This is a genomic window from Cellulomonas sp. zg-ZUI22, from assembly GCF_017353535.1.
In the GTDB taxonomy this organism is placed as follows: Bacteria; Actinomycetota; Actinomycetes; order Actinomycetales; family Cellulomonadaceae; genus Cellulomonas; species Cellulomonas wangleii.
Genome location: NZ_JAFMUZ010000001.1, coordinates 207,512 through 231,018, shown reverse-complemented (window position 1 = coordinate 231,018; position 23,507 = coordinate 207,512). Strand labels below are relative to the sequence as shown.

Annotated in this window: 23 protein-coding genes; 17 read left to right on the top strand and 6 right to left on the bottom strand. The window is 75.4% G+C overall.

Annotated features, from left to right (window positions below; translation table 11 throughout):
• Positions 1–27: 27 nt before the first annotated feature.
• Positions 28–1,200 carry an epoxide hydrolase family protein gene (locus J1G43_RS01070; RefSeq protein ID WP_207377776.1) on the top strand — a complete coding sequence of 391 codons (1,173 nt, stop codon included), beginning with the start codon at positions 28–30 and terminating at the stop codon, positions 1,198–1,200.
• Between the two features lie 40 nt (positions 1,201–1,240).
• Here J1G43_RS01070 and J1G43_RS01065 read toward each other — a convergent pair whose 3' ends face one another.
• On the bottom strand, positions 1,241–1,861 hold the full coding sequence (locus J1G43_RS01065; protein ID WP_207377775.1) for a YigZ family protein: 621 nt from the start codon (positions 1,859–1,861) through the stop codon (positions 1,241–1,243).
• A 105-nt stretch (positions 1,862–1,966) separates the two neighbouring features.
• Here J1G43_RS01065 and J1G43_RS01060 point away from each other — a divergent pair, with 105 nt between their 5' ends.
• The 3 genes from J1G43_RS01060 to J1G43_RS01050 all read left to right on the top strand — a co-directional run bounded on the left by J1G43_RS01060 (position 1,967) and on the right by J1G43_RS01050 (position 5,339).
• Positions 1,967–2,563 carry a hypothetical protein gene (locus tag J1G43_RS01060; RefSeq protein ID WP_207377774.1) on the top strand — a complete coding sequence of 199 codons (597 nt, stop codon included), beginning with the start codon at positions 1,967–1,969 and terminating at the stop codon, positions 2,561–2,563.
• Positions 2,564–2,685: 122 nt separating this feature from the next.
• Positions 2,686–3,681 carry an NAD(P)-dependent oxidoreductase gene (locus tag J1G43_RS01055; protein ID WP_207340097.1) on the top strand — a complete coding sequence of 332 codons (996 nt, stop codon included), beginning with the start codon at positions 2,686–2,688 and terminating at the stop codon, positions 3,679–3,681.
• Positions 3,682–3,875: 194 nt separating this feature from the next.
• Positions 3,876–5,339: a Tat pathway signal sequence domain protein gene (locus J1G43_RS01050; RefSeq protein WP_242635182.1), complete on the top strand. Its 1,464-nt coding sequence runs from the start codon at positions 3,876–3,878 to the stop codon at positions 5,337–5,339.
• Between the two features lie 22 nt (positions 5,340–5,361).
• Here J1G43_RS01050 and J1G43_RS01045 read toward each other — a convergent pair whose 3' ends face one another.
• Positions 5,362–5,763 (bottom strand): YchJ family protein, encoded by a 402-nt coding sequence (locus J1G43_RS01045; RefSeq protein ID WP_207369671.1) that lies wholly within the window; start codon positions 5,761–5,763, stop codon positions 5,362–5,364.
• 105 nt (positions 5,764–5,868) lie between these two features.
• On the opposite strand from J1G43_RS01045, the gene J1G43_RS01040 reads away from it, so the two are divergent.
• Together J1G43_RS01040 and J1G43_RS01035 are read left to right on the top strand one after the other, a co-directional pair.
• On the top strand, positions 5,869–6,384 hold the full coding sequence (locus tag J1G43_RS01040; RefSeq protein WP_207340100.1) for a hypothetical protein: 516 nt from the start codon (positions 5,869–5,871) through the stop codon (positions 6,382–6,384).
• The gene (locus J1G43_RS01035; RefSeq protein WP_207340101.1) at positions 6,381–7,052 is read left to right on the top strand and encodes a ThuA domain-containing protein; all 672 of its coding nucleotides are present in this window, start codon (positions 6,381–6,383) and stop codon (positions 7,050–7,052) included. The genes J1G43_RS01040 and J1G43_RS01035 overlap by 4 nt, the downstream gene beginning before the upstream one ends.
• Positions 7,053–7,060: 8 nt before the next feature.
• On the opposite strand, the gene J1G43_RS01030 is transcribed toward J1G43_RS01035, so the two are convergent.
• The 3 genes from J1G43_RS01030 to J1G43_RS01020 form a co-directional block, all read right to left on the bottom strand.
• The gene (locus J1G43_RS01030) at positions 7,061–8,503 is read right to left on the bottom strand and encodes a PQQ-binding-like beta-propeller repeat protein (RefSeq protein WP_207369670.1); all 1,443 of its coding nucleotides are present in this window, start codon (positions 8,501–8,503) and stop codon (positions 7,061–7,063) included.
• Between the two features lie 291 nt (positions 8,504–8,794).
• Positions 8,795–9,850, bottom strand: a complete 1,056-nt coding sequence (locus J1G43_RS19305) for an LPXTG cell wall anchor domain-containing protein (protein WP_207377773.1) — start codon at positions 9,848–9,850, stop codon at positions 8,795–8,797.
• Between the two features lie 306 nt (positions 9,851–10,156).
• Positions 10,157–10,765, bottom strand: a complete 609-nt coding sequence (locus J1G43_RS01020) for a TetR/AcrR family transcriptional regulator (protein ID WP_207340104.1) — start codon at positions 10,763–10,765, stop codon at positions 10,157–10,159.
• A gap of 112 nt (positions 10,766–10,877) precedes the next feature.
• Between J1G43_RS01020 and J1G43_RS01015 the strand changes: the two genes are divergently transcribed.
• The 3 genes from J1G43_RS01015 (at position 10,878) to J1G43_RS01005 (ending at position 13,205) form a co-directional block, all read left to right on the top strand.
• A complete protein-coding gene (locus J1G43_RS01015; protein WP_207377772.1) occupies positions 10,878–11,531 on the top strand; it encodes an N-acetyltransferase in 654 nt (217 codons plus the stop codon).
• A gap of 348 nt (positions 11,532–11,879) precedes the next feature.
• Positions 11,880–12,644 carry a type I methionyl aminopeptidase gene (gene map, locus J1G43_RS01010; protein ID WP_207340106.1) on the top strand — a complete coding sequence of 255 codons (765 nt, stop codon included), beginning with the start codon at positions 11,880–11,882 and terminating at the stop codon, positions 12,642–12,644.
• A 123-nt stretch (positions 12,645–12,767) separates the two neighbouring features.
• Positions 12,768–13,205 carry a hypothetical protein gene (locus J1G43_RS01005; protein ID WP_207377771.1) on the top strand — a complete coding sequence of 146 codons (438 nt, stop codon included), beginning with the start codon at positions 12,768–12,770 and terminating at the stop codon, positions 13,203–13,205.
• Here the strand turns inward: J1G43_RS01005 and J1G43_RS01000 are convergent.
• Positions 13,159–14,865 (bottom strand): DNA polymerase IV, encoded by a 1,707-nt coding sequence (locus J1G43_RS01000; protein ID WP_207377770.1) that lies wholly within the window; start codon positions 14,863–14,865, stop codon positions 13,159–13,161. The genes J1G43_RS01005 and J1G43_RS01000 overlap by 47 nt on opposite strands.
• A 187-nt stretch (positions 14,866–15,052) precedes the next feature.
• Between J1G43_RS01000 and J1G43_RS00995 the strand changes: the two genes are divergently transcribed.
• The 8 genes from J1G43_RS00995 to J1G43_RS00960 all read left to right on the top strand — a co-directional run bounded on the left by J1G43_RS00995 (position 15,053) and on the right by J1G43_RS00960 (position 23,463).
• Positions 15,053–15,595: a low molecular weight protein-tyrosine-phosphatase gene (locus tag J1G43_RS00995; protein WP_207378253.1), complete on the top strand. Its 543-nt coding sequence runs from the start codon at positions 15,053–15,055 to the stop codon at positions 15,593–15,595.
• Positions 15,596–15,640: 45 nt separating this feature from the next.
• The gene (locus tag J1G43_RS00990) at positions 15,641–17,233 is read left to right on the top strand and encodes a methyltransferase domain-containing protein (RefSeq protein WP_307859434.1); all 1,593 of its coding nucleotides are present in this window, start codon (positions 15,641–15,643) and stop codon (positions 17,231–17,233) included.
• A gap of 110 nt (positions 17,234–17,343) precedes the next feature.
• Entirely contained in the window at positions 17,344–18,090 is a 747-nt protein-coding gene (locus tag J1G43_RS00985; RefSeq protein WP_207377769.1) for a DUF1345 domain-containing protein, read from the top strand.
• Positions 18,091–18,161: 71 nt separating this feature from the next.
• Positions 18,162–19,337, top strand: coding sequence for an aminotransferase class I/II-fold pyridoxal phosphate-dependent enzyme (locus tag J1G43_RS00980; protein ID WP_207377768.1), 1,176 nt, complete (start codon positions 18,162–18,164; stop codon positions 19,335–19,337).
• Positions 19,338–19,576: 239 nt separating this feature from the next.
• On the top strand, positions 19,577–20,269 hold the full coding sequence (locus J1G43_RS00975) for a FadR/GntR family transcriptional regulator (RefSeq protein ID WP_242635276.1): 693 nt from the start codon (positions 19,577–19,579) through the stop codon (positions 20,267–20,269).
• A 106-nt stretch (positions 20,270–20,375) separates the two neighbouring features.
• Positions 20,376–21,635 (top strand): sugar ABC transporter substrate-binding protein, encoded by a 1,260-nt coding sequence (locus J1G43_RS00970; RefSeq protein ID WP_207369661.1) that lies wholly within the window; start codon positions 20,376–20,378, stop codon positions 21,633–21,635.
• A gap of 5 nt (positions 21,636–21,640) precedes the next feature.
• Positions 21,641–22,594, top strand: a complete 954-nt coding sequence (locus tag J1G43_RS00965) for a carbohydrate ABC transporter permease (protein ID WP_207369660.1) — start codon at positions 21,641–21,643, stop codon at positions 22,592–22,594.
• Positions 22,591–23,463, top strand: coding sequence for a carbohydrate ABC transporter permease (locus tag J1G43_RS00960; RefSeq protein ID WP_207369659.1), 873 nt, complete (start codon positions 22,591–22,593; stop codon positions 23,461–23,463). Before J1G43_RS00965 ends, J1G43_RS00960 begins: the two co-directional genes overlap by 4 nt.
• Positions 23,464–23,507: the final 44 nt, after the last annotated feature.

Genomic DNA, 23,507 nt, shown 5'->3' with positions numbered 1-23,507 from the left:
GTCGGTGGTCCGCGCGACGATCGCGAGATGGGTGACGAGGACACCGCCGGTCCGGGTCGCGCCGGTCTCGCGGGGACGGTCGTCGAGCCGCTCGACGTGCGTGTGCCGCAACGCGTCCTCGACGACCTGCGCGACCGGCTGCGGCGCACCCGGTGGTCGGAGCAGGTGCTCGGCTCGGGCTGGGAGCGCGGTGTCCCCCTCGACGCGCTGCGACCGCTGGTCCAGCGGTGGGCGGACGCGTACGACTGGCGCGCCACCGAGGACCGGGTGCGGGCGGCGGGGGAGTGGACGACGGTCGTCGACGGGCAGCGCCTGCACCTGCTGCACGTGCGGTCCGCCGAACCCGGTGCGCTGCCGCTCCTCCTCACGCACGGATGGCCCGGAGGTGTCGTCGACCTGCTGCCGGTCCTCGGGCCGCTCACCGACCCGGCGCGGCACGGCGGCGACCCCGCCGACGCGTTCCACGTCGTCGCGCCCTCGGTGCCCGGTGCGGGCCGGTCGACGCCGCTGACACCCGGGTGGGACCACCAGCGGGTCGCGCGCGCCTGGGTCGAGCTCATGACCCGGCTCGGGTACGACAGGTTCGGCGCGGCCGGGGGCGACACCGGGTCGGTGGTCTCACCGCTCGTGGGGGCGCTCGCGCCGGACCGCGTCGTCGGCGTGCACCTGCACGGCAACCTCGACGTCCCTGACCCGGTCGGTCCGCTCGGTGCGGCGGAGGCGGAGCGCCTCGCGTGGGCACGGCGTCGGGCCGCGGCGGACGGCGGGTACGCGGCGCTGCAGGCCACGCGGCCGCACACCCTGGGGCACGCGCTCTCGGACTCCCCGGTCGGGCAGCTCGCGTGGATCCTCGACAAGGTCCACGACTGGTCCGACCCGGCGCGCCCGCCGTTCGGCGACGTCGACCCGGGCGACGTGCTCGACCTCGCGACGTGGACGTGGGTGACCGGGACGTCGGCGACGGCGGCGAACCTCTACCTCGAGAACCGCCGAGCGGGCGCTCACCCGCCGGTGCGCAGCGCGGTGCCGACCGGTGTCGCGCTCTTCCCCACCGACCCGATGCTGCGGTCGGTCGCCGAGCGCCGGCACACCCTCGTCCACTGGACGGAGCACCCCCGGGGCAGCCACTTCGCGACGCTCGACGCGCCGGACCTGCTCGTCGCCGACCTGCGGGCGTTCTACCGGTCGGTGCGGGACTGAGCCGCCCGTTCCCCGCCGTCCGGTGGCCGGTGGCCTGCTGTCAGCGCCGGTCGACCCACCGCTCGCCGACACGCTCGGGCACGACCCGGCCCGAGGTGAGCGCCGCGAGGGGGGCCACCAGCGCCTGCGGGTCCTCGACGCCCAGCAGCAGCCGGACGTCCTGCGCGTACGTGGCCTCGAGCACCTCGACACCCCGGGCACGCAGCTCGCCCTCGACACGCCCCGCCTCGGTGTGGTCGAGGCGCACCGCCCACTCCTGGAGCAGCCGGCGCTCGAGCGTGCCGACCTCGGCCAGCCCCGCGGACACCGCGTCGCCGTACGCCCGCACCAGCCCGCCCGCGCCCAGCAGGATCCCGCCGAACCACCGCGTGACGACCACCGCGACGTCGCTCACCCGGTGCCCGCGCAGCACCTCGAGCATCGGGGCGCCCGCGGTCCCGGCCGGCTCACCGTCGTCGGACGACCGCTGCAGCATCGCGTCCGGGCCGATGACGAACGCCGAGCAGTGGTGGCGCGCGTCCCAGTGGGTCTTGCGCATCTCCTCGACCAGCGCGCGTGCGTCGCTCTCCTGCTCGACCCGGCGCAGCGTGCACAGGAACCGGGAGCGCTTGATCTCGAGGGTCGCCTCGCCGTCGCGGGCGATCGTCAGGTAGGAGGGCATGGCACCACCCACGATGCCATGCGGGCGAGCACCCGCCGCGGGACGGACCGCGGGTCGTCCGCGCGATCGACGCGGGTGCGGCTCGCCGCTGGCTAGCGTGACGGCATGGACGACAGCACACCTGGGACGACCGACCGGAACCGTGCCCGCGACGCCCTCGTGGCGGGGCTGACCACGACCGCCTACTACGCGGTGCCGGACGTCGTGAGCTCCCGCGCGGCGCGCTTCTGGCTGAAGACCGCCCTGCTGGGCCTGGGCATGACCACGATGGAGGCCATGCCCACCACGCGGGCGGGCTGGGAGGAGAAGCGCACGTCCTGGCGAGAGGCATTCGCCGGCGTCTCGTCGCGGGACGGCGCGGGCGACGTGCTCGACGCCCAGCCCCGCTCCGACGCCGACCCCGACGCCGCGGTGAGCGACCCGTCCGACGCCGGGACCGCCGGCACCGACGTGCTGCCCGGCCACGAGGACGGCCTGACCGGTCGCCCCAGCGCGTCCCAGCGTGCCGCCGCGGTGGGCGTCGCGGCGGTGCTCGTGGTCGTCGCGACGGCCGGCACCGTCGCGTTCGAGCGCTGGGTCTACCGCCGGGGTCAGGCGCGCGCGGCGGCGGGCGTGCGGTTCGCCCACACCCGCACCGGGGTCGTCATGGGTGTGCTGGCCGCGGCGGGCGCGCTCGTCCCGGAGCCGTCCGAGCGCCGCTGAGGCCGCTCGCCACGCCGGTGGGCGGATCCGCGGGACCGAGGACCCAGGCACCCGCTGCGACGACGCCGAAGACTTCGGGACGAGGCCACGGCACGTGGCCCGCGTCGAAAGGGAAGTGCGTCATGAGCAGCGTCCTGGTCGTCGGAGGCTCCGGTCTCCTCGGCTTCCACACGGTCCTCGAGCTGGTCGCCCGCGGGCACCGCGTCACGAGCCTGTCGCTGCCGCCGGTCGCGACCGACATCACGTTCCCGGACGGCGTCCAGGCGCTGTGGGGCGACGTGGCGACGATGACGGACGACGAGCTGACGTCGCTGCTCACGGACATGGACGCGGTCGTCTACGCCGCGGGCGCCGACGAGCGCACGGTCCCGCCGGCCCCCGCCGCGCACTTCTTCCACGAGGCGAACGTCCGCCCGACGCAGCGCATGGCCCGCCTCGCGCGCGCGGCGGGCGTCACGCGGTTCGTGCTGTTCGGCTCCTACACCGCCGAGTTCGCCGAGCGCTTCGACGACCTGGGCTACCGCACCCACAACGGCTACCCCCGCACCCGCCTGGCGCAGGAGGAGGCCGCGTACCTCGAGGGCGACGGCGCCATGGACGTCATGGTCCTGCGGCTGCCGTACATCTTCGGGCTCGTCGGGCAGCGCCGGCCCCTGTGGCAGTTCGTCCTCGACCGGGTGCAGGCGCCCGGGCCCGTCGCGGTCCTCGGTGGCTCGACGTCGTCCGTCACCGTCCGGCAGGTCGCGCAGGCGGCCGTCGGTGCGATGGAGTCCGGCACGCACGGTGCCCGCTACGCGATCAACGGGTACGACCTGACGTACGCCGAGCTGTACCGGCTGGCGTGCGAGGCGGTCGGCCGCGACCCGCAGGACGTCGTCGTCGTGCCGCTCGAGGCGATGCTGCCGTACGGCCCCCAGGCCGACGCGGCCGCCGCCGCGCAGGGCACGGAGCACGGCATCCACGTGGTCGACTCGCTGCGCTTCCAGGACCGCGACGCCGTGAGCGACATCGAGCCGACGGCCTCCACGCTGGGCATGGAGCCCGACGACGTCGTGGCCGCGATCCGCGAGACGTTCCGCTGGTGCGTCGAGCACCCGGTGGCGACACCGGTCGGCTGACCGGGCACGACGCGACGAGGCCGGCCCGCACCCCTCTGCGGCCGGCCTCGTCGTCGTGCCGGTGCGCGCACCACCCGGCCCCGCGTGCGGTCCGGTTGCTCCGGCGGTGCACCTTCCCTCCGGAGGTGTCCGTTCCCTAGCCTGGCGAGGGGTCGCGACGACGCGACGGCCACCTCAGTCACCGGGGAGCGCGCATGCCCGAGAGCCCGCAGGTCCACGCCACGTCCCGCCCCACCCCGCCCCCGGGCGGACCGGACCTGCGTCGGCGCACGTTCCTCGCGGTGGCCGGCGCGGCCGTCGCGGTCGTCGCCGGGGCCGGTGCGGCCGGCGCGCACGACGGGCGCGGGTGGGGACCGCGACCCCCGGTGCACCCCGGTCCGCCCCGGCACCACGGCGGCCCGGCGGGCGCCGAACGTGCGGCGGTCGCGTTCGTCCGGGCGGCCACGGACGCGTACCCGGCTCTCAACACGGGCCCCCGGCTCGCGCAGAGCTACACCGACGAGCTCGGCCTGTTCTCCACCGCGTTCGTCTACGACAACGCCCTGGCGGTCTGCGCCCTGCTCGCCGACGGGCGTCGCGGCAGCGTCGAGACCGCACGGGTGATCGGCGACGGCCTGCTCTTCGCGCAGGAGCACGACCCCGACCACGCGGACGGCCGCCTGCGGCAGGGCTACAACGTCGGCCCGTACACCTTCTACGACGGCTCGCCCCAGCCCGACGGGTTCGTGCGCGCCGACGGTGCCGCGAACGTCGGCTGGCAGTTCGGGTTCCTCGGCACCGCGGTGGGGGACATGGCCTGGCCGGGCATCGCCCTGCTCCAGCTCTACCGCGCGACGCGTGACCCGCGGTACCGCGACGGGGCGGTGCGCATCGGCGAGTGGATCACCGCGACCACCTGGTCGACGGCTCCGCTGGGCGGCTTCTCCTTCGGCGTCGACGGCGCGAACCAGCCCGTCCCCAACGGCTCCACCGAGCACAACGTCGACTGCGTCGCCTTCTTCACCATGCTGCGAAAGGCCACCGGCGACCGGCGCTGGGGCGGTGCCGTCGAGCACGCGCGCCGGTTCGTCGAGCGCATGTGGGAGCCCGCCTCGGGCTGGTTCTGGACGGGCACCAACGACGGCGTCGAGATCAACCGCGACCCCGTCCCGCTGGACCCCGCCACGTGGAGCCGCCTCGCGATCGGCGACCGCCGCTACGACCCCGCGCTCGACTGGGCGGCCTCCGCGCTCGCGGTCACGGACGACGCCGCGGCCCCGACGTCCCAGCTGCCCGACGGCGAGCAGGTCTCCGGCGTCACCTTCAGCACCGCGTCGCTCACCTCGACCGCGCAGTACAACGGCATCACCGTGCACCCGCAGGGGGTGTGGCTCGAGGGCACGGCGCAGCTGGCGACGTCGCTGCTGGACCGGGACCGTCGCGGCGACCGGCAGCGCGCCGAGGCCCTGCTGGCGCAGGTGCGGCACGCCCAGGACGTGCTCGGCGGCGGGCAGCACCTAGGGGGCGTCGAGGTCGACGGCGGGGTCGTCGCCGCGTCCAGCCTGCTCGACAGCGGGTTCGGGTTCGGCTACTTCCAGGTGCAGCACGTCGGGGCGACGTCCTGGTTCCTGCTGGCCTCGACGCGGTCCAACCCGATGCGCTGGGACGGGCTGCGCTGAGGGGGCGGGGCCGAGGAGGACGTCAGCCGGTCGGACGTGCGTCGCCGTCCACGTACTGCCACCCCTCGTCCCCGCGGACGAACCGGCTGACCTCCCGCATCGACCCACGACCGGCCGGGCTGCGCCAGAACGCCTCGAACTCGACCGTCCCGGCGGTGTCGAACGCGCCACCGCCGGACGTGGCGAGCACGTCCAGGCGGTACCAGCGCACGTCGTCGTCCAGCACGAGGTCCGCGGGCCGGGTCGAGGGGTGCCAGGAACGCCGCAGGTAGGCCGCGTCGCCGAGCGCGAACGCGCTGAACCGGGACCGCATGAGCTGCTCGGCCGTGCCGGCGGCGCGCTCGCCGGCGTGCAGCGGCGCGCAGCACTCCGCGAGGGGCAGGCCGCTGCCGCAGGGGCACCGGGCGGAGGAGACGCCGGTCATGGGACCAGTATCCCGGGTCGGGGTGGGCGCCGTGGGTGAGGGTGGGAACCCTGGGGGCCGCCCGTCGTTGACCCGGGCGCACCCACCGACCGAGGAGCGCACCCCATGAGCACCGAGTCCGCCCGCATCACCGCCGCCGTCGTGGCGGGCGTGGGCACCGTCGGCTACTACGCGACGCCCGACCTGCTGCGCTCGCGGCGGGCGCGCGGCTGGGCCAAGGCGGCCTGCGTGCTGGTGGTCACCGCCGCGGGCGTGCCGGAGGCCTACCGCGGGTGGCGGGCGACGCGCGACGCCGCAGCGGGGGCGCCCGGGGCAGGATCCGATGCCGGCTCGCCCTCCGGCGGCACGGTGCCGGACGGCGCCGACGCCCCGCGCGGCGCGCTGTCCGAGGCGTGGCGGAGCGTGCCCCCGGGCTGGCGTGCCGCCCTCACCGGCGGCGCGCTCGCGGGCGCTGCCACGTCGGTCGCGCTGACCGTCGGCATCGAGCGGGCCCTGTTCCGCCGCGGCGAGGCCCGCCGCGCGTCGGGGGTGCGGCTGCCGCACACCCGCACCGGGGTGGCCCTCGGCGTCCTGGCGGCCGCGCTCGCGCTGTACCCCGACCCCGTGGACGGGTCGCGATGAGCCCCGCCGTACCGCCGCGTGCCCTGGTGCTGGCGGGCCGCGGCCGGTACGGCGACCCGTGGCACGACCACGCGGCGACGTCCCACCGCGTCGCCCTGGAGCTCACCGCGGCGGGCCTCGACGTCGACGTGCGCAGCACCTTCCCGGACGCGCTCACCGGCCTGACGCCCGCCCACCTGCTGGTCGTCAACGCCGGCCGGGGGACCGCGGACGACGACGACGCGACCTGGCTGCCGCTGCACGAGCGCGTGCGGGACCACGCAGCCGCCGGCGGCCCCGTCCTCGCGCTGCACCAGGCGGCCAACACGTTCGGGGACAGCCCGTGGTGGGAGCACGTGGTCGGTGGCCGGTGGGTCGAGGGGACCTCGTGGCACCCGCCGCAGTCGGTCACCGCGTTCGACGTCCGCACCGGGCACCCGCTGACCGACGGGCTGGGGCCGCTCGTCGTCGACGACGAGCGGTACACCGACCTGGTCGTCGCGCCCGACGCGCACGTGCTGGTCACGCACGAGGAGGGCGGCGCGACGCACCCGGTGGTGTGGGTCGCCCCGGGCGGACGGGCGGTGTACGACGCGCTCGGGCACGACGTGGGCTCGTACGGCAGCGCCGCGCGCGCCGCGCTGCTGCGCCGCGAGGCACGCTGGCTCCTCGGGCTGCCCGTGGCGTAGGCGCGCCGTCAGCGCAGCACGGCCACGTCGTCCCCCGTCCACAGCAGCAGCAGACCCTCGATGTCCGCGACGGCCGCCGCGTCGGGGACCTCCGTGCGCCAGACCGGTGCGCCGTCGGCCGGGTCGACGGCGACGACCACCGCGCGGGAGCCGAGCCTGTCGATCCCGGTGACCACGAGCCGCACCCCGTCCGTGGCGACGCCGGTGACGCGCAGGTCCTCACCGAGCAGCTCGGTCGCCGACGCGTCCCAGAGCACCACACCGGTGCGGGCGTCGAGGGTGGTGACCTCGTTGCCGTCGTGCACGTGCACGCGGCCCGTGAGGACCACCGCCTCCCGCGTGCTGACCGCCGCCGTGGCGTGCCACCGGGACTCCCCGCTCGTGACGTCCCACGCGCGCAGCCCGCCGCCGGTGGTCAGGGTCAGCGCGGGCGCGCTCGCGTCGTCGAAGGTCACGGGGACGGGGTTGCCGTCGAGGTCCACGTCCAGGTCCCGCCCGACCAACCGGGTGCGGCCCTCCACCTCCACGACGAGCGCACGACCGTCGGGGGTCGTGCCCTGCACGGTCGACAGCACCCCGGCCGAGCCCAGCGTCGCGCCGTCGGCGGCGTCCAGCAGCTCGGCACCACCGCCCAGGACGGCGACCGCGTCGTCCCCGACGGGCACGACCCGCACCTCGGCGCCCCACCGCAGCCACCCCCCGCCGCTGCCGGTGTCGGCGTGCACGCGCCACCGCTCCTCGCCCGTGGTGGCGTCGAGCGACCACACGGAGGTCCCGTCGGGCTGCGGTGCCGCGAGCACGACGGTCCCGCCGACGACGGCCAGCGCCGCCGCCACGGTGTCACCCGACCCCGCCGGGTAGCGGTCCGTGACGGTGCCCGTGGCGGTGTCCACCACGGCGATCTCCGCCCTGGTGGCAGGCTCGCTCGTGGCCGTCGACGACCCCGCGGCGTCACCGTCGCGGGTGCGCACCGCCGTCGCGTCGTGCATGAGGCACACCACCCGGCGCGGCAGCGCGGGACCGTCGGTGCAGTCGAGCCCGTAGCGCGCCGCCGCCGGCGGCAGCGGGGGGTCGGGGGCGGCGAGCAACGAGGCGGTCCACCCCGGCGACCCCGTCGTGCCGTCCCGCGACGTCAGCAGCATCGACCCGTCGGGGAGCAGCCGCTCCTCCAGCAGCTGCGCACCGACCACCGTCACGTCGTACGTGTCGGCGTCCAGGCGCCATGCCGGCTGCGGCGCGACGGCCAGCGGCACCAGGACACCCGGGACCAGGGCCAGCGCGGCGTTCTGGTCACGCTCCCGGGCGTCGGCGACGACCTGGGCCACCACCAGCACCAGGGCGACGACGAGCAGGAGCGCCACCCACCACCGGCGACCACGGGGCTCCCGGACCGGTCGCGGGGCGGGAGCGTCCGGCTCGTCGTCGAGCTCGACCACCAGCGGGCGACCCACTGTGTCCACGCTACCGACCCGGTGCCCTGACGGCCCCTTGTCGGCCGCGCCCGTCAGCAGCCCGTCGGCGCGCAGGACGACGCCGGCCCGGGCCCTGCGGACCTGTGAGGTCGGTGCGACCGGACCGGGACGTGCGTCACCCCCCGGCCAGGGGGGAGGGACCGGGGGGTGACGGGGGGCGGACGCCGCAGCGTCCACGGGTGGGGTTCGGCGCGGGCCCCACGCCGGGCCCGCGCCGGCTGACCGCCGGGCTGCCGGTGGTGGCCGGCGCCCGGACGGTCAGCGGTGCGATCAGCCGTCCGTGGACTGCCGACGGCGCGCCAGGACGAGTGCGGCACCACCGGCGATGGCGGCGAGGGCGGCGAGCAGGCCGACCGCGACCTGCGCACCGGTCGCGGCGAGCGTGTCGCCGTCGTCCGTCGCGGACAGGACCTCGGCGCGCTCGGTCGCGGTGGGCGTGGGCGTCGGTGCCGACGGGGTGGTCACCGCGGGGGTCGGCGTCTCGGCCGGTGCGGGCAGCACCTCGGCGCGCTCCGTCGGCGTCGGGCTGGGCTCGGGTGCCACGACGACCTCCTCGACCGGTGTCGGCTCGGGGCTGGGCGTGGGCGTGACCGACGGCTCGGGCGTCGGCGTCGGCGCCTGGGTCGGCTCGGGCGTGGGCTCCGGGGCCGGAGCCGGGACCACCTCGCCCGCGTCGCACAGCGTGCCGAGGTCGACGAGCTTCTTCACGTCGTAGTGGCCGTAGTAGGCCAGGATCTCGGGCGCGAAGCCGCTGCTCGGCGGCACGATCACGGTCGGCACGACCGTGGCCAGGTCGACGCGCGTGCCGGCGATGCCGTTGCCCACCAGGTCCACCTGCAGGCCGTACGCCTCGGGGGCGGCGCAGACCGCGGCGGCGTCCTCGGTGCCGAGCTCGAGCGGGATGATCTCCGCCTTCTTCGGCAGCTTGGTGGACGCGCCGTGGCGCAGCGAGCCGTCCGCCGACGGCCACGCCCACACGGGGTGCAGGGCGACGCGGTGCTGGGGGCCGCTGTTGTGGAAGGCGGCGGGCTTGCGGGTGTCCAGCTTCTTGTACAGGAAGTAGCCGGTCGCCTTCTCGCACGTGTAGGAGTCCCACGCGATCTGCTCACCGGCGCGCTTGCCACCGCAGAGGTCGGCAGGTGCGGGCGCCGGGGTGCCGGGCTTGCCCGGTGCGGGCTTGCTCGAGCCGGGCTTGCCCTTGTCCGGGCCGGACGAGTAGCCGGGCTTGGTGGAGCCGTGGTGGCCGCCGCCGGCGGTGGCGGCGGTGGCGGGCAGCACGAGCAGCGCTGCGGCGGACAGGAGGACGATGGGGAGACGGGGGTTCACGGGGGCACTCCTCGGCCGCGGACGCGTGGACGGGTGCCGGACGGCAGCGGCCGCGCCATCGGGCGTAACGGACAATAGAGGCAAACACCCGGTTCGTGGTGAACTTCTGTCCAACTCGTGACCAAATCATCCATTCGGTCGCAGAGGGGACCGCCTGACCAGGGGGTCTGCCGGACCCGCTCGACGGGATGCGCTGTCCGCCGCACCCCTGTCGCGCCCGTTCCCCGGTGCCCCGGGGGCGTCCCTGCGGCCGGTCGCGCGGTGCGGTTCGGGCGGTGGCCGGGGGAGAGTGGTGAGGTGACCGCGTCAGGCGGTGGCGGCGAGCGAGGCGACGGCGCGCGCCAGCAGGTCGACCGACGCGTCGGCTCGCTCGTCGTCGTGGTCGGCGACCCAGGCCTGGATGATGCCGTCCGACGCGGACAGCACGAGTGCGGCCACGTGCGGGACGGGTGCCGACCACGTGACGGCCCCGTGCTGCGACCACGCGGCGAGCTGTCGCTCGATCTCCGCCAGGTACTGCTGCCGCTCCCAGGTGACGACACTGGGTCCCGCGTCGTCACGGGCGGCGCGGATCAGCTCGAACACCATCGCCTGGTGCTCGGGGTCGGCGCGGACGATGTCGAGCTGGGCGCGCACCGCGCGGCGCAGCGCCGTCTCCAGGTCGTCCGTGGCGACGGCGGCTCCCCAGGCCGCCGCGGCGCCGGTCAGCTCGCGGTCGACGAGGGCGCGCACGAGCGCCGCCTTGGAGCCGAACGCGTAGTGGAAGATCCCGTGCGGCAGGCCGGCCCGGGTCGTCACGGCGCGGGTGGTGAGGCCGGCCAGGCCCTGCTCGCGCAGCAGGGCGACCGCGGCGTCGAGCAGCTGCGCCCGGCGCTCGTCGACGGGTCGGTGGGACCCGCTCCCCGTCGTGCTCACCGCACCATCCTAGGCAGACTTGGCCAACCGACTTGGACGCATGGCCAACTCGGCCTAGCGTGAGCACCTCGCATCCCCGCGCCCCCGTCGTGCACCGTCCGCTGGAGAACCCGTGATCATCGTCGCCCCCGCTGCACCGAGCGACGTCGGCGCCGCGGCGGTGGTCCTGGCCGAGGCGTTCGCGGACGACCCGGTGACGGCCCCGCTGGTGGGAGGCGGGGAGCCGGCCGACCGGCAGGCCCGCCTGGAGCACCTCTTCGTCGCCCTGCTGCGACCGGCCGTCGCCGACGCGACCGTCGACCTCGCCCGGCACCCGGGCGACCCGGACGTGCTGGGCGTCGCGATCTGGGAGGCCCCGGGCACGGTCACGAGCGTCGTGCAGCTCGCCGCGCAGCTGCCGTCCTTCGCCCGCGCCTGCGGGATCGGCGGCCTGCTGCGGGCCGCGTCCACCAAGCACGCGATCGACCGGCACCGCCCGCGGTCCCCGCACTGGTACCTGCAGGAGGTCGGCGTCGCGGCCCGGGCGCGCGGCGCCGGCGTCGGCACGGCGCTGCTGCGCAGCCGGTTGGCCGTGGTCGACGCGCAGGACGCCGCCGCCCACCTCGAGTCGTCGACGGAGCAGAACCGCCGCCTGTACCGGCGGCACGGGTTCGTCGACGTCGGCCCGGTGCGGGGCCTCGCGTCCCCGCCCATGGTGATGTCACGCCCGCCCGCGTCCCGGCGCGCCGGGGCGGGCGCGGCCGCCTCCCGGTCCGCCACCGTCTGACGCGCCGGCCCGCTGCGAGCCGTCGGGAAAACCCCTTGGCGGCGCGCGGGGCGCGACGTAGCGTCGTCGGTACACGGAAGGGAGGTGGTCCGAGACATGAAGTCTTTCCGGACGCGTGAGGTGGCTGCCCGCTAGCCGCCCGAGTCATCGGACGGACTGCTCGATCCGCTCATGCTCCGCCGGCACCAGCCGGCAGGGCGGCCGGCGAGTACCGGCAGTCACCGCAGCCCGTGGGAGCCGCGACCTCGTCCCTCGCGGCAGGGCCCCGTCAGGGGTCCGGCCCACGGGCTGTTCCCTGCCCGCCGGGGGTCCGCCTCTCGCGTCCGCGACGGATGAGAGGCTGGTGCCGTGGCACTCAAGTCCCCCGCAGAGATCGAGCAGATGCGCCCCGCGGGGCGGTTCGTGGCCGACGTCCTGACGTCGTTGCGCGAGTTCGCCCGTGTCGGCATGACGACGAACGACCTCGACGCGCACGCCCGCGAGCTGATCGCGAAGGCCGGTGCGCACTCCGTCTACCTGGGCTACCACCCGAGCTTCGGGGCGATGCCGTACCCGGGCGTCCTGTGCACGTCGGTCAACGCCGACGCGCTGCACGGCCTGCCGTCGGAGCGGGTGCTGCAGGACGGCGACGTGCTGAGCATCGACTTCGCGTGCCAGGTCGAGGGCTGGGTCGCGGACTCGGCGCTGACGTTCCAGCTGGGCACGCAGACCCCCGAGGCGCAGCGCCTCATCGCGGCGACCGAGCAGGCGCTGGCCGCCGGCATCGCCGCCGCGCAGCCGAACGCGCGGATGGGCGACGTCTCGGCGGCGATCGGACGCATCGCGCGCCAGGGTGGCTACGGGCTGAACACCGACTTCGGCGGGCACGGCGTGGGCCGGACCATGCACGAGGACCCGCACGTGCCGAACGACGGGCGCCCCGGCAGCGGCGGCCGGCTCAAGCCGGGCCTGGTGATCGCGATCGAGCCCTGGTTCATGGCCGGCGGCAACGACTACGTCGTCGACGACGACGGGTGGACCATCCGCACCGCCGACGGGTCGCTCGCCGCCCACGCGGAGCACACGGTCGCGATCACCAAGCGCGGTCCCGTGGTCCTGACCGCCCGCGACTGACCGGCCACGACCGACGGACCGTGAAGGCTTCCTGCCGGATCCCGGCAGGAACTCTTCACCCAGCACCCGATCGGGTCATCCGGTTCACCCCCGAGACGACGGCGTCTGGGCCATGATCGGCGCATGAGCGGACCCGAGGGCATGCCCGTGGCGCGACCCGTCGACGCGAGCGCGTCCGTGGACAGCACCGACGACGACGCGTCCGGCGAACGGCGCGCCCGCCGCGTGGTGCAGGCCCTGCTCGCCGTTCTGCTCGTCCTGGCCGTCCTGCTCACGGACCTCGGCCCGATGGTGTGTGCGGCGGGTGCTGTCACGGGGGCGGTCGGCACCGTCCGCAGGCGACGCAGCGGTGTGCTGTGGTGGACCGTCCTCGAGGTCGCGGGGTGGGTGCTCATCGTCCCGGTCTTCCTCGTGCTGACGTCCGTCGCCGACGGGCTGACGCCGGGCGCGCTCGCGCTCCAGCTGGTCGCCGGGGTGCTGCTCGGCGCGGTGGTCGCCGCGCTGGTCGAGCCCGTCAGGCGGACGGTGCGACGTGGTCGGGTGTCGCCGACGGCGGTGTGACGCCCACCGGCTCGACGAGCACGAGCGGGTCCGTGTCCAGGTCGAGGACGCGCGACCGCGCCGGTGGTGTCAGGGCGGTCTCGAACCGCACCGTGGCCTCGCGTCCGCGCACGTGCACCACCCAGCCGCGTCCGAGGGTCGCGTGCTCCACGTCCAGCCCCGGCCGGGAGTTCGACGCGTCCAGCGGACGGCCCACCGCGGATCCGCCGAGCGGGCGGCCGACGACGGCCTTCTCCGCGCCCACCAGCCGCGCGTCGTCCGCGACGAGCGCCGCGACGACCTCGTCGACGTCGGGTGCGGGGGTGCCGTCGAGCGACGCCGGCTGCGAGGGGTCGGGCACGGCGGTGCCGGGGTCCCCGGTGCGGTCCTCGCCGTGGTCGGGCCCGGGGCCGGTGCCGTCGGGTCCGCCGTCCGTGCCCTCCGTGCCGTCCGTGCCGTCCGTGCCCTGCGGCCGGTCGCCCGCGGGCGCCGCCGCGTCGACCACTGCCAGCCGCCCGCCCACGTGGTCGTGCTCCCCGACGACGGCCCGCCGCGGGGCGTCGAACAGGTGCGCGTCGAGGTCGAGGGCCAGCTGGGCGTGCGACGACAGGGCGTGGAACGCGACGCCCAGCAGCCGCACCGGCTCCACGACCCCCGCCGCGAGCACCGCACGCCGCGCGGCGTCGCGCAGCTCGGACTCCGAGGCCGTCGGGTGCGGGAACGTCACGGAGCGCGTGACGGTCGAGAAGTCGGCGTAGCGGACCTTGGCGACGACGGTGCGCGCCGCGCCGCCGTGCCGCTCCAGGCGCTGCAGCGCCTCGTCGACCACGTCGTCGACGGCCGACAGCACCAGGGCCTTGCCGCGCAGGTCGGCAGCGAAGGTGCGCTCGGCGCCGGCGGACTTGCGCTCGGAGGTCGTGACGACGGGCCGGTCGTCCAGCCCGCGGGACATCAGGTACAGCCCGGTGCCGTGCGCCTCGCCGAGCGTCATCGTCAGGGTGTCGAGCGGCTGGCGGCGCAGGTCGGCGACGGTCCGCACGCCCAGGCGCTCGAGCGCGCCCTGCGTCGCGGGGCCGACCCCGGGCACGGTCCGCACGTCCAGCGGCAGCAGCACGTCGTCCTCGTCCTCGGGGCGCACCACCACGACGCCGCCGGGCTTGCGCAGGTCGGACGCGATCTTGGCGACCAGCTTGGAGCGGCCGACGCCCACGGACACGGTGAGTCCGGTGAGCTCGGTGACGCGGGCCTGGACGCGCGCGGCGACGTCCTCCGGCTCCCCGACGTCGCCGGGCGCGAGGGCGAGGTCGGCGAAGGCCTCGTCGATCGACAGGGGCTCGACCGCGGGCGTGAGGTCCCGCAGGACCCCCATGATGACCTGCGAGTACGCGGCGTAGGCGGCGAACCGGGGCGTCAGCACCGCGGCCCCGGGGCTCAGGCGCCGGGCCCGTGACATGGGCATCGCGGAGCGCGCGCCGTGCCGCCGCGCCTCGTAGGAGGCGGTCGAGACGACCCCGCGCCCGCCGATCCCGCCGACCAGCACCGGCTTGCCCCGCAGCGACGGCTTGTCGCGCTGCTCGACGGCCGCGAAGAACGCGTCGGCGTCCAGGTGCAGCACCGTCGCCGCGTCGCGCATGCGCACGGCGGCGACGAGGCGCTGCGCACGGTCGGCTGCGGGGTCCACCCCACCATCTTCCGACGCCGCACCGGCCCCGCCGCCCGGGGCGGCGCGTGCCGTACCTCACCGGGGTCGAGCGCGGCCGAGGGCGGGGAATGTGAGGTCGATGAGGATCACCCCCACGTTGTAACGATCCAGCAGGCTGTCGCGAGGATGCTGCGAGGATGGCCCGGTGACCAGTCCGTACCGCGTGATGACCGTCTGCACCGGCAACATCTGCCGTTCCCCGATGGCGGAGATCGTGCTCCGCGAGCGGTTCGCGGAGGCCGGCCTGGCCGACGCGGTGCAGGTCGACTCCACCGGCATCAGCGACGAGGAGCACGGCAACCCGGTCGACTGGCGGGCGCGCGCCGTCCTGCGACGGCACGGCTACCCGACGGGCGACGGCCACCGGGCGCGGCAGACCCGTCCGACCGACCTCGCCGCGCGGGACCTCGTCCTGCCCATGACCGCGGCGCACGCCCGCGCCCTGCGCCGCCTGGCGGACGGCGACCCGGCCCTGACCGGGCGGGTCCGCATGTTCCGGACCTTCGACCCGGCCGCGCCGACGGAGCCCGGTCAGCCCGAGCACGTCCTCGACGTCGACGATCCCTGGTACGGCCCCGAGGAGGGCTTCGAGACGACGCTCGCCGAGATCGAGGCGGCGGCCGACGGCATCGTCGACTTCGTCCGCGAGGCGCTCGCCGCGCGGCAGGACGCGCAGCCCGACGACGCGGCGGATCACCCCCGCGCCTGACGTGACGTCCCGCCGGGGTGTGGCACGGTGCTCGCTGTGCCTCCCGTGACCCCGCCTCCCGCGATCCGCCACGTCCTGTTCCCCGGCCGTCACCACATGGTCACCGCGTTCCAGGTCGCGTACCTGGGCGACCTGCTCGCCGGCAAGGTCGTCGACACCGCCGGCGAGCCCGTGACCTGCGCGCCCGACGCGCGGGTGGTGTGGGCGCTGACCTCCGCCACGCACAGCGGCACCCGGCGCAACCCCGTCCCGGCGCACCGTCGCGAGGCGATGGTCGAGGCGGTGACGACGCGCGCGGGGCTGCCCTCGCTCGTCGTCCCCGTGGCCGACGTGCCCCCGAGCCCGCGGTTCGCGCACACCGTGCTGGCCACGTGCGAGCTGGTGCTGGGCGAGGCGCTGACGCCCGCCGAGACGGTCGTGGCGTGCTCCACGCCGGACGTCGCGGCGCTGTACGCGGCCGAGGGCTTCCGCATCGCGGCCGTCGAGGCCGGCGACCCGCGGGACCCGGTGCGGCCGTGGGACGTGCTCGAGCGGATGGTCGCCGGCGACGACGCGTGGCGCGCGCTCGCGCACCCGGACGCCGTCGCGTTCTACGAGCGGTACCGTCTCGACGAGCACGTCCGGCTGGTGCACACCGACCCGACCGTGCAGGACGACGGCGACCTCACCGAGACCCGTGACTACACGACCTACACCGCGGCCTTCGACGACGCCTCGGACCGCAAGTGGGCGCAGGTGGCCCCGCACGTGCGCCCGGGTCGGGTCGTCGACCTGGGCTGCGCGGCCGGCGGGCTGCTGGAGCGGGCCGCGAAGGACCCGCGCCTGGCGGAGTCCGACCTGTACGGCGTCGACGTGTCCCGGCACCTGGTCGCCGAGGCCGAGCACCGCCGCGCGCAGGGCGTGTTCGCCAACCCCAACGTGTTCTTCGCGCAGCGCAACCTGCTGCTGGGCCCGGTGTTCCCGGACCGCTCGGTCGACACGACGACGACGATCGCGCTGACCCACGAGATCTCCAGCTACGGCCGCGGCCGTGACGACCTGGAGCTGCTGGCCGCGCGGATCTTCGCGCACACGCGGCCGGGCGGCGTGTGGATCAACTCCGACGTGCTGGGACCGGCGGACCCCGAGCGCGTCGTCGACCTCGTGCTCGACGGGGACGCCGACGTGCCCGCGCGGGACCTGTCCGCGCTGCCGCGGCCCGAGGCCGCCGCGCACGTCGCCGCGCTGTCGCCCGCGGCGCGGCTGGTGCAGTTCGCGCACGACTTCCCGGCCCTGTCCAGCGCGACGGTGGAGGTCGACTGGGTCGAGCGGGGGGCCACGCGCAGCGTCGCCCGGACGACGCTGCGCACCGCGATGGAGTACCTGTACACGCGCGACTACACCGACTCGTGGCTCTCGGAGTGCCACGAGCGGTTCTGCGACATGACCGGCGACGACTGGCGCGCCCTGCTCGAGGGCGTCGGGTTCGAGCTCGAGCCCGGCAGCGGGCCGTGGCGCAACGACTGGTTCGTGGAGAACCGGCTGCGCGTCGGGGCCGCGCTGCGCGACCCCGTCACGGGCGCACCCGTCGACTGGCCCGACACGCACGTGCTGACGGTGGCACGCCGGCCCCTGGCGCCGGTGGCCACGGCCGGGTAGCCGGCCGCTCCCGTCCCGGTCGTCCGCCGGTCGGCCGGGACGTGTCGGCTGCACAACCCCGCAGGTCACGCGTGCGTCGGGGGACTGTGCCCGCCAGTAGTGTCCGGGCCGTGGCAGGGGAGCGCAGCGGCGTCGTCCGGACATGGCGCGGCGCGTCGGGACGTGCGCTCGGACGACGGCTCCACGACCTCGCCCTCACCGAGACCGTCCGCTCCTCCCTCGGGGGTGCGGTCGGCATCACGCTCGGTGTGTCGGGCCACGCGATCGGGGCAGGTGGGCCCTGGACCCTGGTCGACGGCCTGCTCGTCGGCATGGCGGCCTACCAGGTGCTCTACGTCCTGCTGACGCTCGCGATCTACCTGCCGGCCGGGCCGGAGGTCGTCGCGCGCGCCGCCGCGTCGATGCCCCGACGCGGGCCGCTGCACCGGTGGCTGCTGCTCACCGAGCCGGGTGCCGGTGCCGCGCTCGCGGTCGGGCTCGGCGCCATGGTGACGGCGGTCGTCGTGCTGCCGCAGAGCGGCGGGCTGCCCAGCGGCCTGCCCCAGCCGGCGCTCGTGGCGGTCGGGATCGTCCTGGTCGTCAGCGCGTGGGCGACGATGGTCGTCACGTACGCGATCGACTACCTGCGCCGCGACCTGCTCGACGGCGGGCTGCGCTTCGCCGGGGACGAGCCGCGCGTCTTCGCGGACTACCTGTACGTCGCGGTGGCCGTCGCCACGACGTTCGGCACGACGGACGTCGAGGTCACCCGCAGCGCGCTGCGCCGGACCGTCACCGGGCACGCGCTGGCGGCGTTCGTCTTCAACGCGGTCGTCGTGGCGATCAGCGTCGCGTCGATCGTCTCGCTGGCGACCTGACGTCTCGCGGCGCGGTGCGCCCCGGGGCCGACCGGCATCGACGCACCGCGGGAGCGTGGACACTGGGGCGCATGAAGGTCGCCGCCCGCGCCCACGTCCCCCCGTTCGCCGTCATGGAGATCCTCGCGGCCGCCAACGCGCGCCGCGCCGCCGGGGAGCACGTGCTCAACCTGTGCGCCGGTGAGCCGTCCACGGGCGCCTCGGAGGTGGTGCGGCAGCGGGCGATCGAGCTGCTGACGTCCGGGGACCTGGGGTACACCGAGTCGCTCGGCGCCCCCGGCCTGCGGGCCGCCATCGCCGAGCACTACCGCGCCACGTACGGCGTCGACGTGGACCCCGCACGCGTCGCGGTGACCACCGGGTCGTCGGGCGGGTTCATGCTCGCGTTCCTCGCGGCGTTCGACGTCGGCGACCGCGTCGCGCTCGCCCGCCCCGGGTACCCGGCGTACGCGAACATCCTCACCGCGCTGGGCTGCGAGGTCGTCGACCTGCCGTGCGGTCCCGAGCAGCGCTACCAGCCGACGGTGGCGCAGCTCGAGGCGCTGGACCGGCCCGTCGAGGGGCTGGTCGTCGCGTCGCCCGCCAACCCGACGGGCACCATGATCGAGCCGGGCGAGCTCGCGGCGCTCGCGGACTGGTGCGGCGAGCACGGCGTGCGGCTGGTCAGCGACGAGATCTACCACGGCATCACCTACCCCGACGCGTCCGGCGCCACCCCCGCCACGGCCACCGCCGCCCGGTACCTCGGCACGGGCGCCGTCGTCGTCAACTCGTTCTCCAAGTACTGGGCGATGACCGGCTGGCGGCTGGGCTGGCTCGTCCTGCCCGACGACCTGGTCGCACCCGTCGACGCGCTCGCGGGCAACGTCGCCCTGTGCCCGCCGGCGCTCGCGCAGCACGCGGGCGTCGCGGCGTTCAGCCCCGACGGCATGGCCGCCGCCCGCGCCAACGTCGAGCGGTACGCGGAGTCCCGCGCGCTGCTGCTCGACCGCCTGCCGGACCTGGGCTGGGACCCCGTCGCCCCCGCGGACGGCGCGTTCTACCTGTACGGCGACGTGTCGCGCACGGGCCTGGACGCGGTGACGTACTGCGCACGCCTGCTCGACGAGGCGGGCGTCGCGATCACCCCGGGCAGCGACTTCGACCCCGTCGGTGGCCGGAGCTGGGTGCGGCTGTCGTTCGCGTCCTCGCCGCAGGTGGTGGCGGAGGCGGCCGACCGGGTGGTGGCCTGGCAGCGCGGGCTCTGACGTCGCGCGGCTGACGCCGCGGGGCTGAGGCCCCCCGGGCCGGCGCCATCTGGGTGCACACCGGGACGTGCTCGGTCGAGCGCGCACCCGCCGCCGGAGCAGTGCGCGCAACCTCCCGACTGCTTGTCGGACAACTGACCCGTTGTCGTTGTCCGCCGCAGCGCGTTCTTCCTAGTCTCGGCCACGTCGCGCAAGGATGCGCGGCTGGCCCTCGACGAAGAGGTGGCAACTTGTCGGACATGCTGCGCCCGGCGTCGGACGCCGACGTGCGGCTCGTGGAGCAGATCGTGGAGCTCGGCCTGCGCGTCGGCGACGTCCTGCCGGCCGAGTCGGAGATCGCCGCGGCCATGCACGCCGGCCGACCGCAGGTCCGCGAGGCGCTGCGTGTGCTCGAGGCGTTCGGTGCGGTCCGGTCGCGGCAGGGTGCGCGTCGCGTGTGGCTCGGGTTCGAGCCCGACCGGTTCGGGCTGCACCTCGCCGCGGTCCTCGGGGTCAGCGACCGGTCCGTCGAGGAGCTCTTCGAGATCCGCCACGCGTTCGAGGTCAGTCACCTCGCCCAGGTCGCCGCGCGCATGACGCTGGCCCAGCAGGACGAGCTGCGCACGATCGTGGCCGCGATGACCACGGCGGCGCGTCGCGGGCACCGCGTCCACGAGGAGGACGAGGCGTTCCACCGCGCGCTGTTCTCGTCCGTGCAGAACCGCGTGTTCGAGGGGGTCTCGGCGGCGTTCTGGCGGCTGCACGGGCGCCTCGACGCCGCTGCCGCCCCGGAGGACCTGCCGTCGGTCGCCGCCATGCACGCCCGCATCCTCGAGGCCGTCGTGGTCCGCGACGTCCGCCTCGCCCAGCACGAGCTCGACGCCCACTTCTGGGGTGTGCGCCGCCGTCTGCACGACCGCGCGGCGCCTCCGGGCCGACCCGGACCGGACTAGCCCTCGCAGTCCCCCGACCCCTCGCCGGGCGCCCGGAGCGCCGCGGCGAGCCGCAGCACACCCGCAGCACGACCACACCAGACCCTGCACGGCTCAAGGAGGAGCAATGAACGCACGGAGGACGGCCCGCGCCGTCGCGCTGTCGACGGCGGCGGTGACGCTCATGGCGGCCTGCGGCGGTGCCGCCGCGGACGCCGGCGACGCCCCGACCACCGTCGAGTACTGGCTCTGGCAGGACGACGCCACCGACAGCACGTGGGGCGACCTGGCCGCAGAGTTCAACGCCTCGCGCGACGACGTGCAGGTCAACATCACCACGATCCCCCTGGAGCAGTACCAGGACCGGTTGCTGACGGCCGCGTCGTCGGGGACCGGCGCGTGTGCCGCCCGCAGCAAGGACTGGTGGCTGGGGCAGTTCGCGCCGCAGGGGATGATCGCCGACATCACGGACCACGTCGACGGCTGGGACGGCAAGGACGACGTCATCGAGTCGCTGTGGGACACCGGGCGCCTGCCGGGTGACGACGCCGTCTACATGCTGCCGCACCAGTACGTGACGCTGTGGCTCTACTACAACAAGGACCGCTTCGCGCAGGCCGGCATCGAGCCGCCGACCACCCAGCAGGAGTTCCTCGACGCGGCGGCCGCGCTGACCGACCCGGCGGCGGGCGAGTACGGGTTCGACGTGCGCGGCGGCGCCGGCGGGCAGGACCAGTGGCTCGCGTGGATGTTCGCCGGTGGTGCGGACGTCGTCGACGCCGACGGGGACGTGGCTCTCACCAGCCCTGAGGCGGTCGCCGCGAACGAGCGGTACCTGTCGGTCGTCACCGAGCTGGACGCGGCGCCCCCGGGGTCGATCACGGCGGCGTTCGCACCCGTGCAGACCAACTTCGCGGCCGGCACGACGGCGATGATGATCCACCACCCCGGCTCGCTCAACGCGATGCGCGAGACCCTCGGCGACGCGCTGGGCGTGCTGCCGATCCCGTCCCTCGACGGCACCGACCCCGCCACCCTCACGTCCATGAGCGGCAACGTCGTCCTCGAGTCGTGCAAGGACAAGGACGCCGCCTTCGAGTGGATCTCCTGGCTGGCCACCGAGGAGCCGATGCGGGCGATCTCGACGTCGATCCAGGGGCAGCTGCCCGTGCTGGAGTCCGTGGCCGGTGCCGAGCCGTTCGCCACCGACCCCGACCTGCAGCTGGCGATCGAGGCCGCACGCACCGCCAAGAGCTGGCCCGCCCTGCCGGGTGTCGCACAGCTCGCCGCGAAGGAGTTCCAGACCCAGGTGCAGCTGGCGCTGCAGGGCGACCAGACGGGTGAGGAGATGCTCACCCGCCTGTCCCAGCTCCTCGAGCAGGACTGAGCACCATGACGATGACACCCACCCGCGCGGCCGGTGCCCCCGGCACCCGCCGCGCGGCGGTGGCCCCCGCGGCCCCCCGGCGCCGACCCCGGCGCCCGGGCCTGGAGGCCTACGTGTACCTCGCACCGGCGATCGTGCTGGTCGGGTCGTTCGCCGGGTACCCGCTGGCGCGCTCGGTGTGGTTCGCCTTCAACGACGTCAACCCGTTCTCGGGTGTCCAGGGCTTCGTCGGTGTCCAGCACTTCGTCGACATCGTCACCGACCCCGACTTCGCACAGATCGGCCGCAACACCCTCGTCTGGACGTTCGGCGCGGTCGCGCTGCAGCTCCTGCTCGGCCTCGTCGGCGCGCACCTGCTCAACGCCCGGTTCGCGCTGCGCGGGGTGTACCGCGGGCTCGCGATGATCCCGTGGGCGACGCCCAGCGTGCTCGTCGCCCTCATGTGGATCTGGATCCTCGACCCGAACCACGGGGTGCTCAACGGGGCGCTGCGCGGGCTGGGAGTGACCGACCGGCCCATCGCGTTCCTCAGCGAGTCGTCGACAGCGCTCCCCACCCTCGTCGCGGTGGACGTGTGGCAGGGCGTCCCGCTGTTCGCGGTGATGATCCTGGCCGCGCTGCAGGGCGTCGCACCCGAGCTGCGGGAGGCCGCGGCGATGGACGGCTGCGGTCCGGTGGGCGTCTTCCGGCACGTCGTGCTGCCGGCCATCCTCCCGACGATCCTCATCACGACGCTGCTGCGGCTGATCTGGACCGCCAACTACGTGGACCTCGTCCTCATCATGACCGGCGGCGGACCCGGCCTGTCGTCGACGACGCTCTCGCTGCAGTCGTACGTCACCGCCTACAAGGCCATGGACTTCGGTGGTGGCGCCGCGTACGCGGTGCTGCAGGCGGCCGTGCTGTCGGTCCTCGTCGTGCTCTACATCCGGCTCACCGCGAAGGGGGCCCGCCGATGAGCGCCCGGACGCCCACCCTGTCCCGTCCCACCGTCCTGACCCTGCCGCACGTGGCCCGCCGCACCGGCCTGTACGTGCTGCTGGGCGTGTGGCTCGCGGCGATCCTCGGGCCGTACGTCGTCATGCTGCTGACGTCGCTGACGCCCTCGTCGCAGCTGGCCGCCGCGGGCGCGTCCCTCTGGCCGGGGGAGGTCAGCACCGACGCGTACCGCGAGCTGCTGGGCTCCACGCCGTTCCTGACGTACCTGCGCAACAGCCTGCTGGTCGCCGCCGTCGCGGTGCCGCTGGCGCTGGTGTGCGCGAGCGGTGCGGCCATCGCGCTGTCGCGCTTCGAGTTCGTCGGGCGGCAGTTCTTCATGACCGCCGTGCTGGTCGCCCAGCTGCTGCCTGCGGTGCTGCTGGTCATCTCGCTGCAGGGTCAGCTGCGTGTGCTGAACCTGCTCGACAACGTCCTGGGTCTGGCGCTGGTGCACGCCGCCTTCGCCACCCCGTTCGCCACGTGGCTGCTCAAGGGGTTCCTCGACTCGATCCCCCGCGAGCTCGAGGAGTCGGGCCGCATCGACGGCGCCAGCTCCTGGCAGGTCGTCCGCATGATCCTGCTCCCGCTGCTCGCGCCCGGCATGGTCGCGGCCGGCACGTACATCTTCATCCTGTCGTGGAACGAGTTCCTGTACGCGCTGACCTTCATGCAGTCGACGTCGACGCGCACGCTGCCCATCGGCCTGCACCTGTTCATCGGCGAGTACCAGATCCGGTGGGACCTGCTGACGGCCGGCGGCGTCCTGGCCGTCCTGCCCGTCATCGCCGGCTTCCTCATCGTCCAGAAGCGGCTGGTCGCCGGGCTCGCCGCCGGCGCCGTCAAGGGGTGATCGCCACCGTCGCGCACCCACCAGCACCGCCCGCACGCACCACC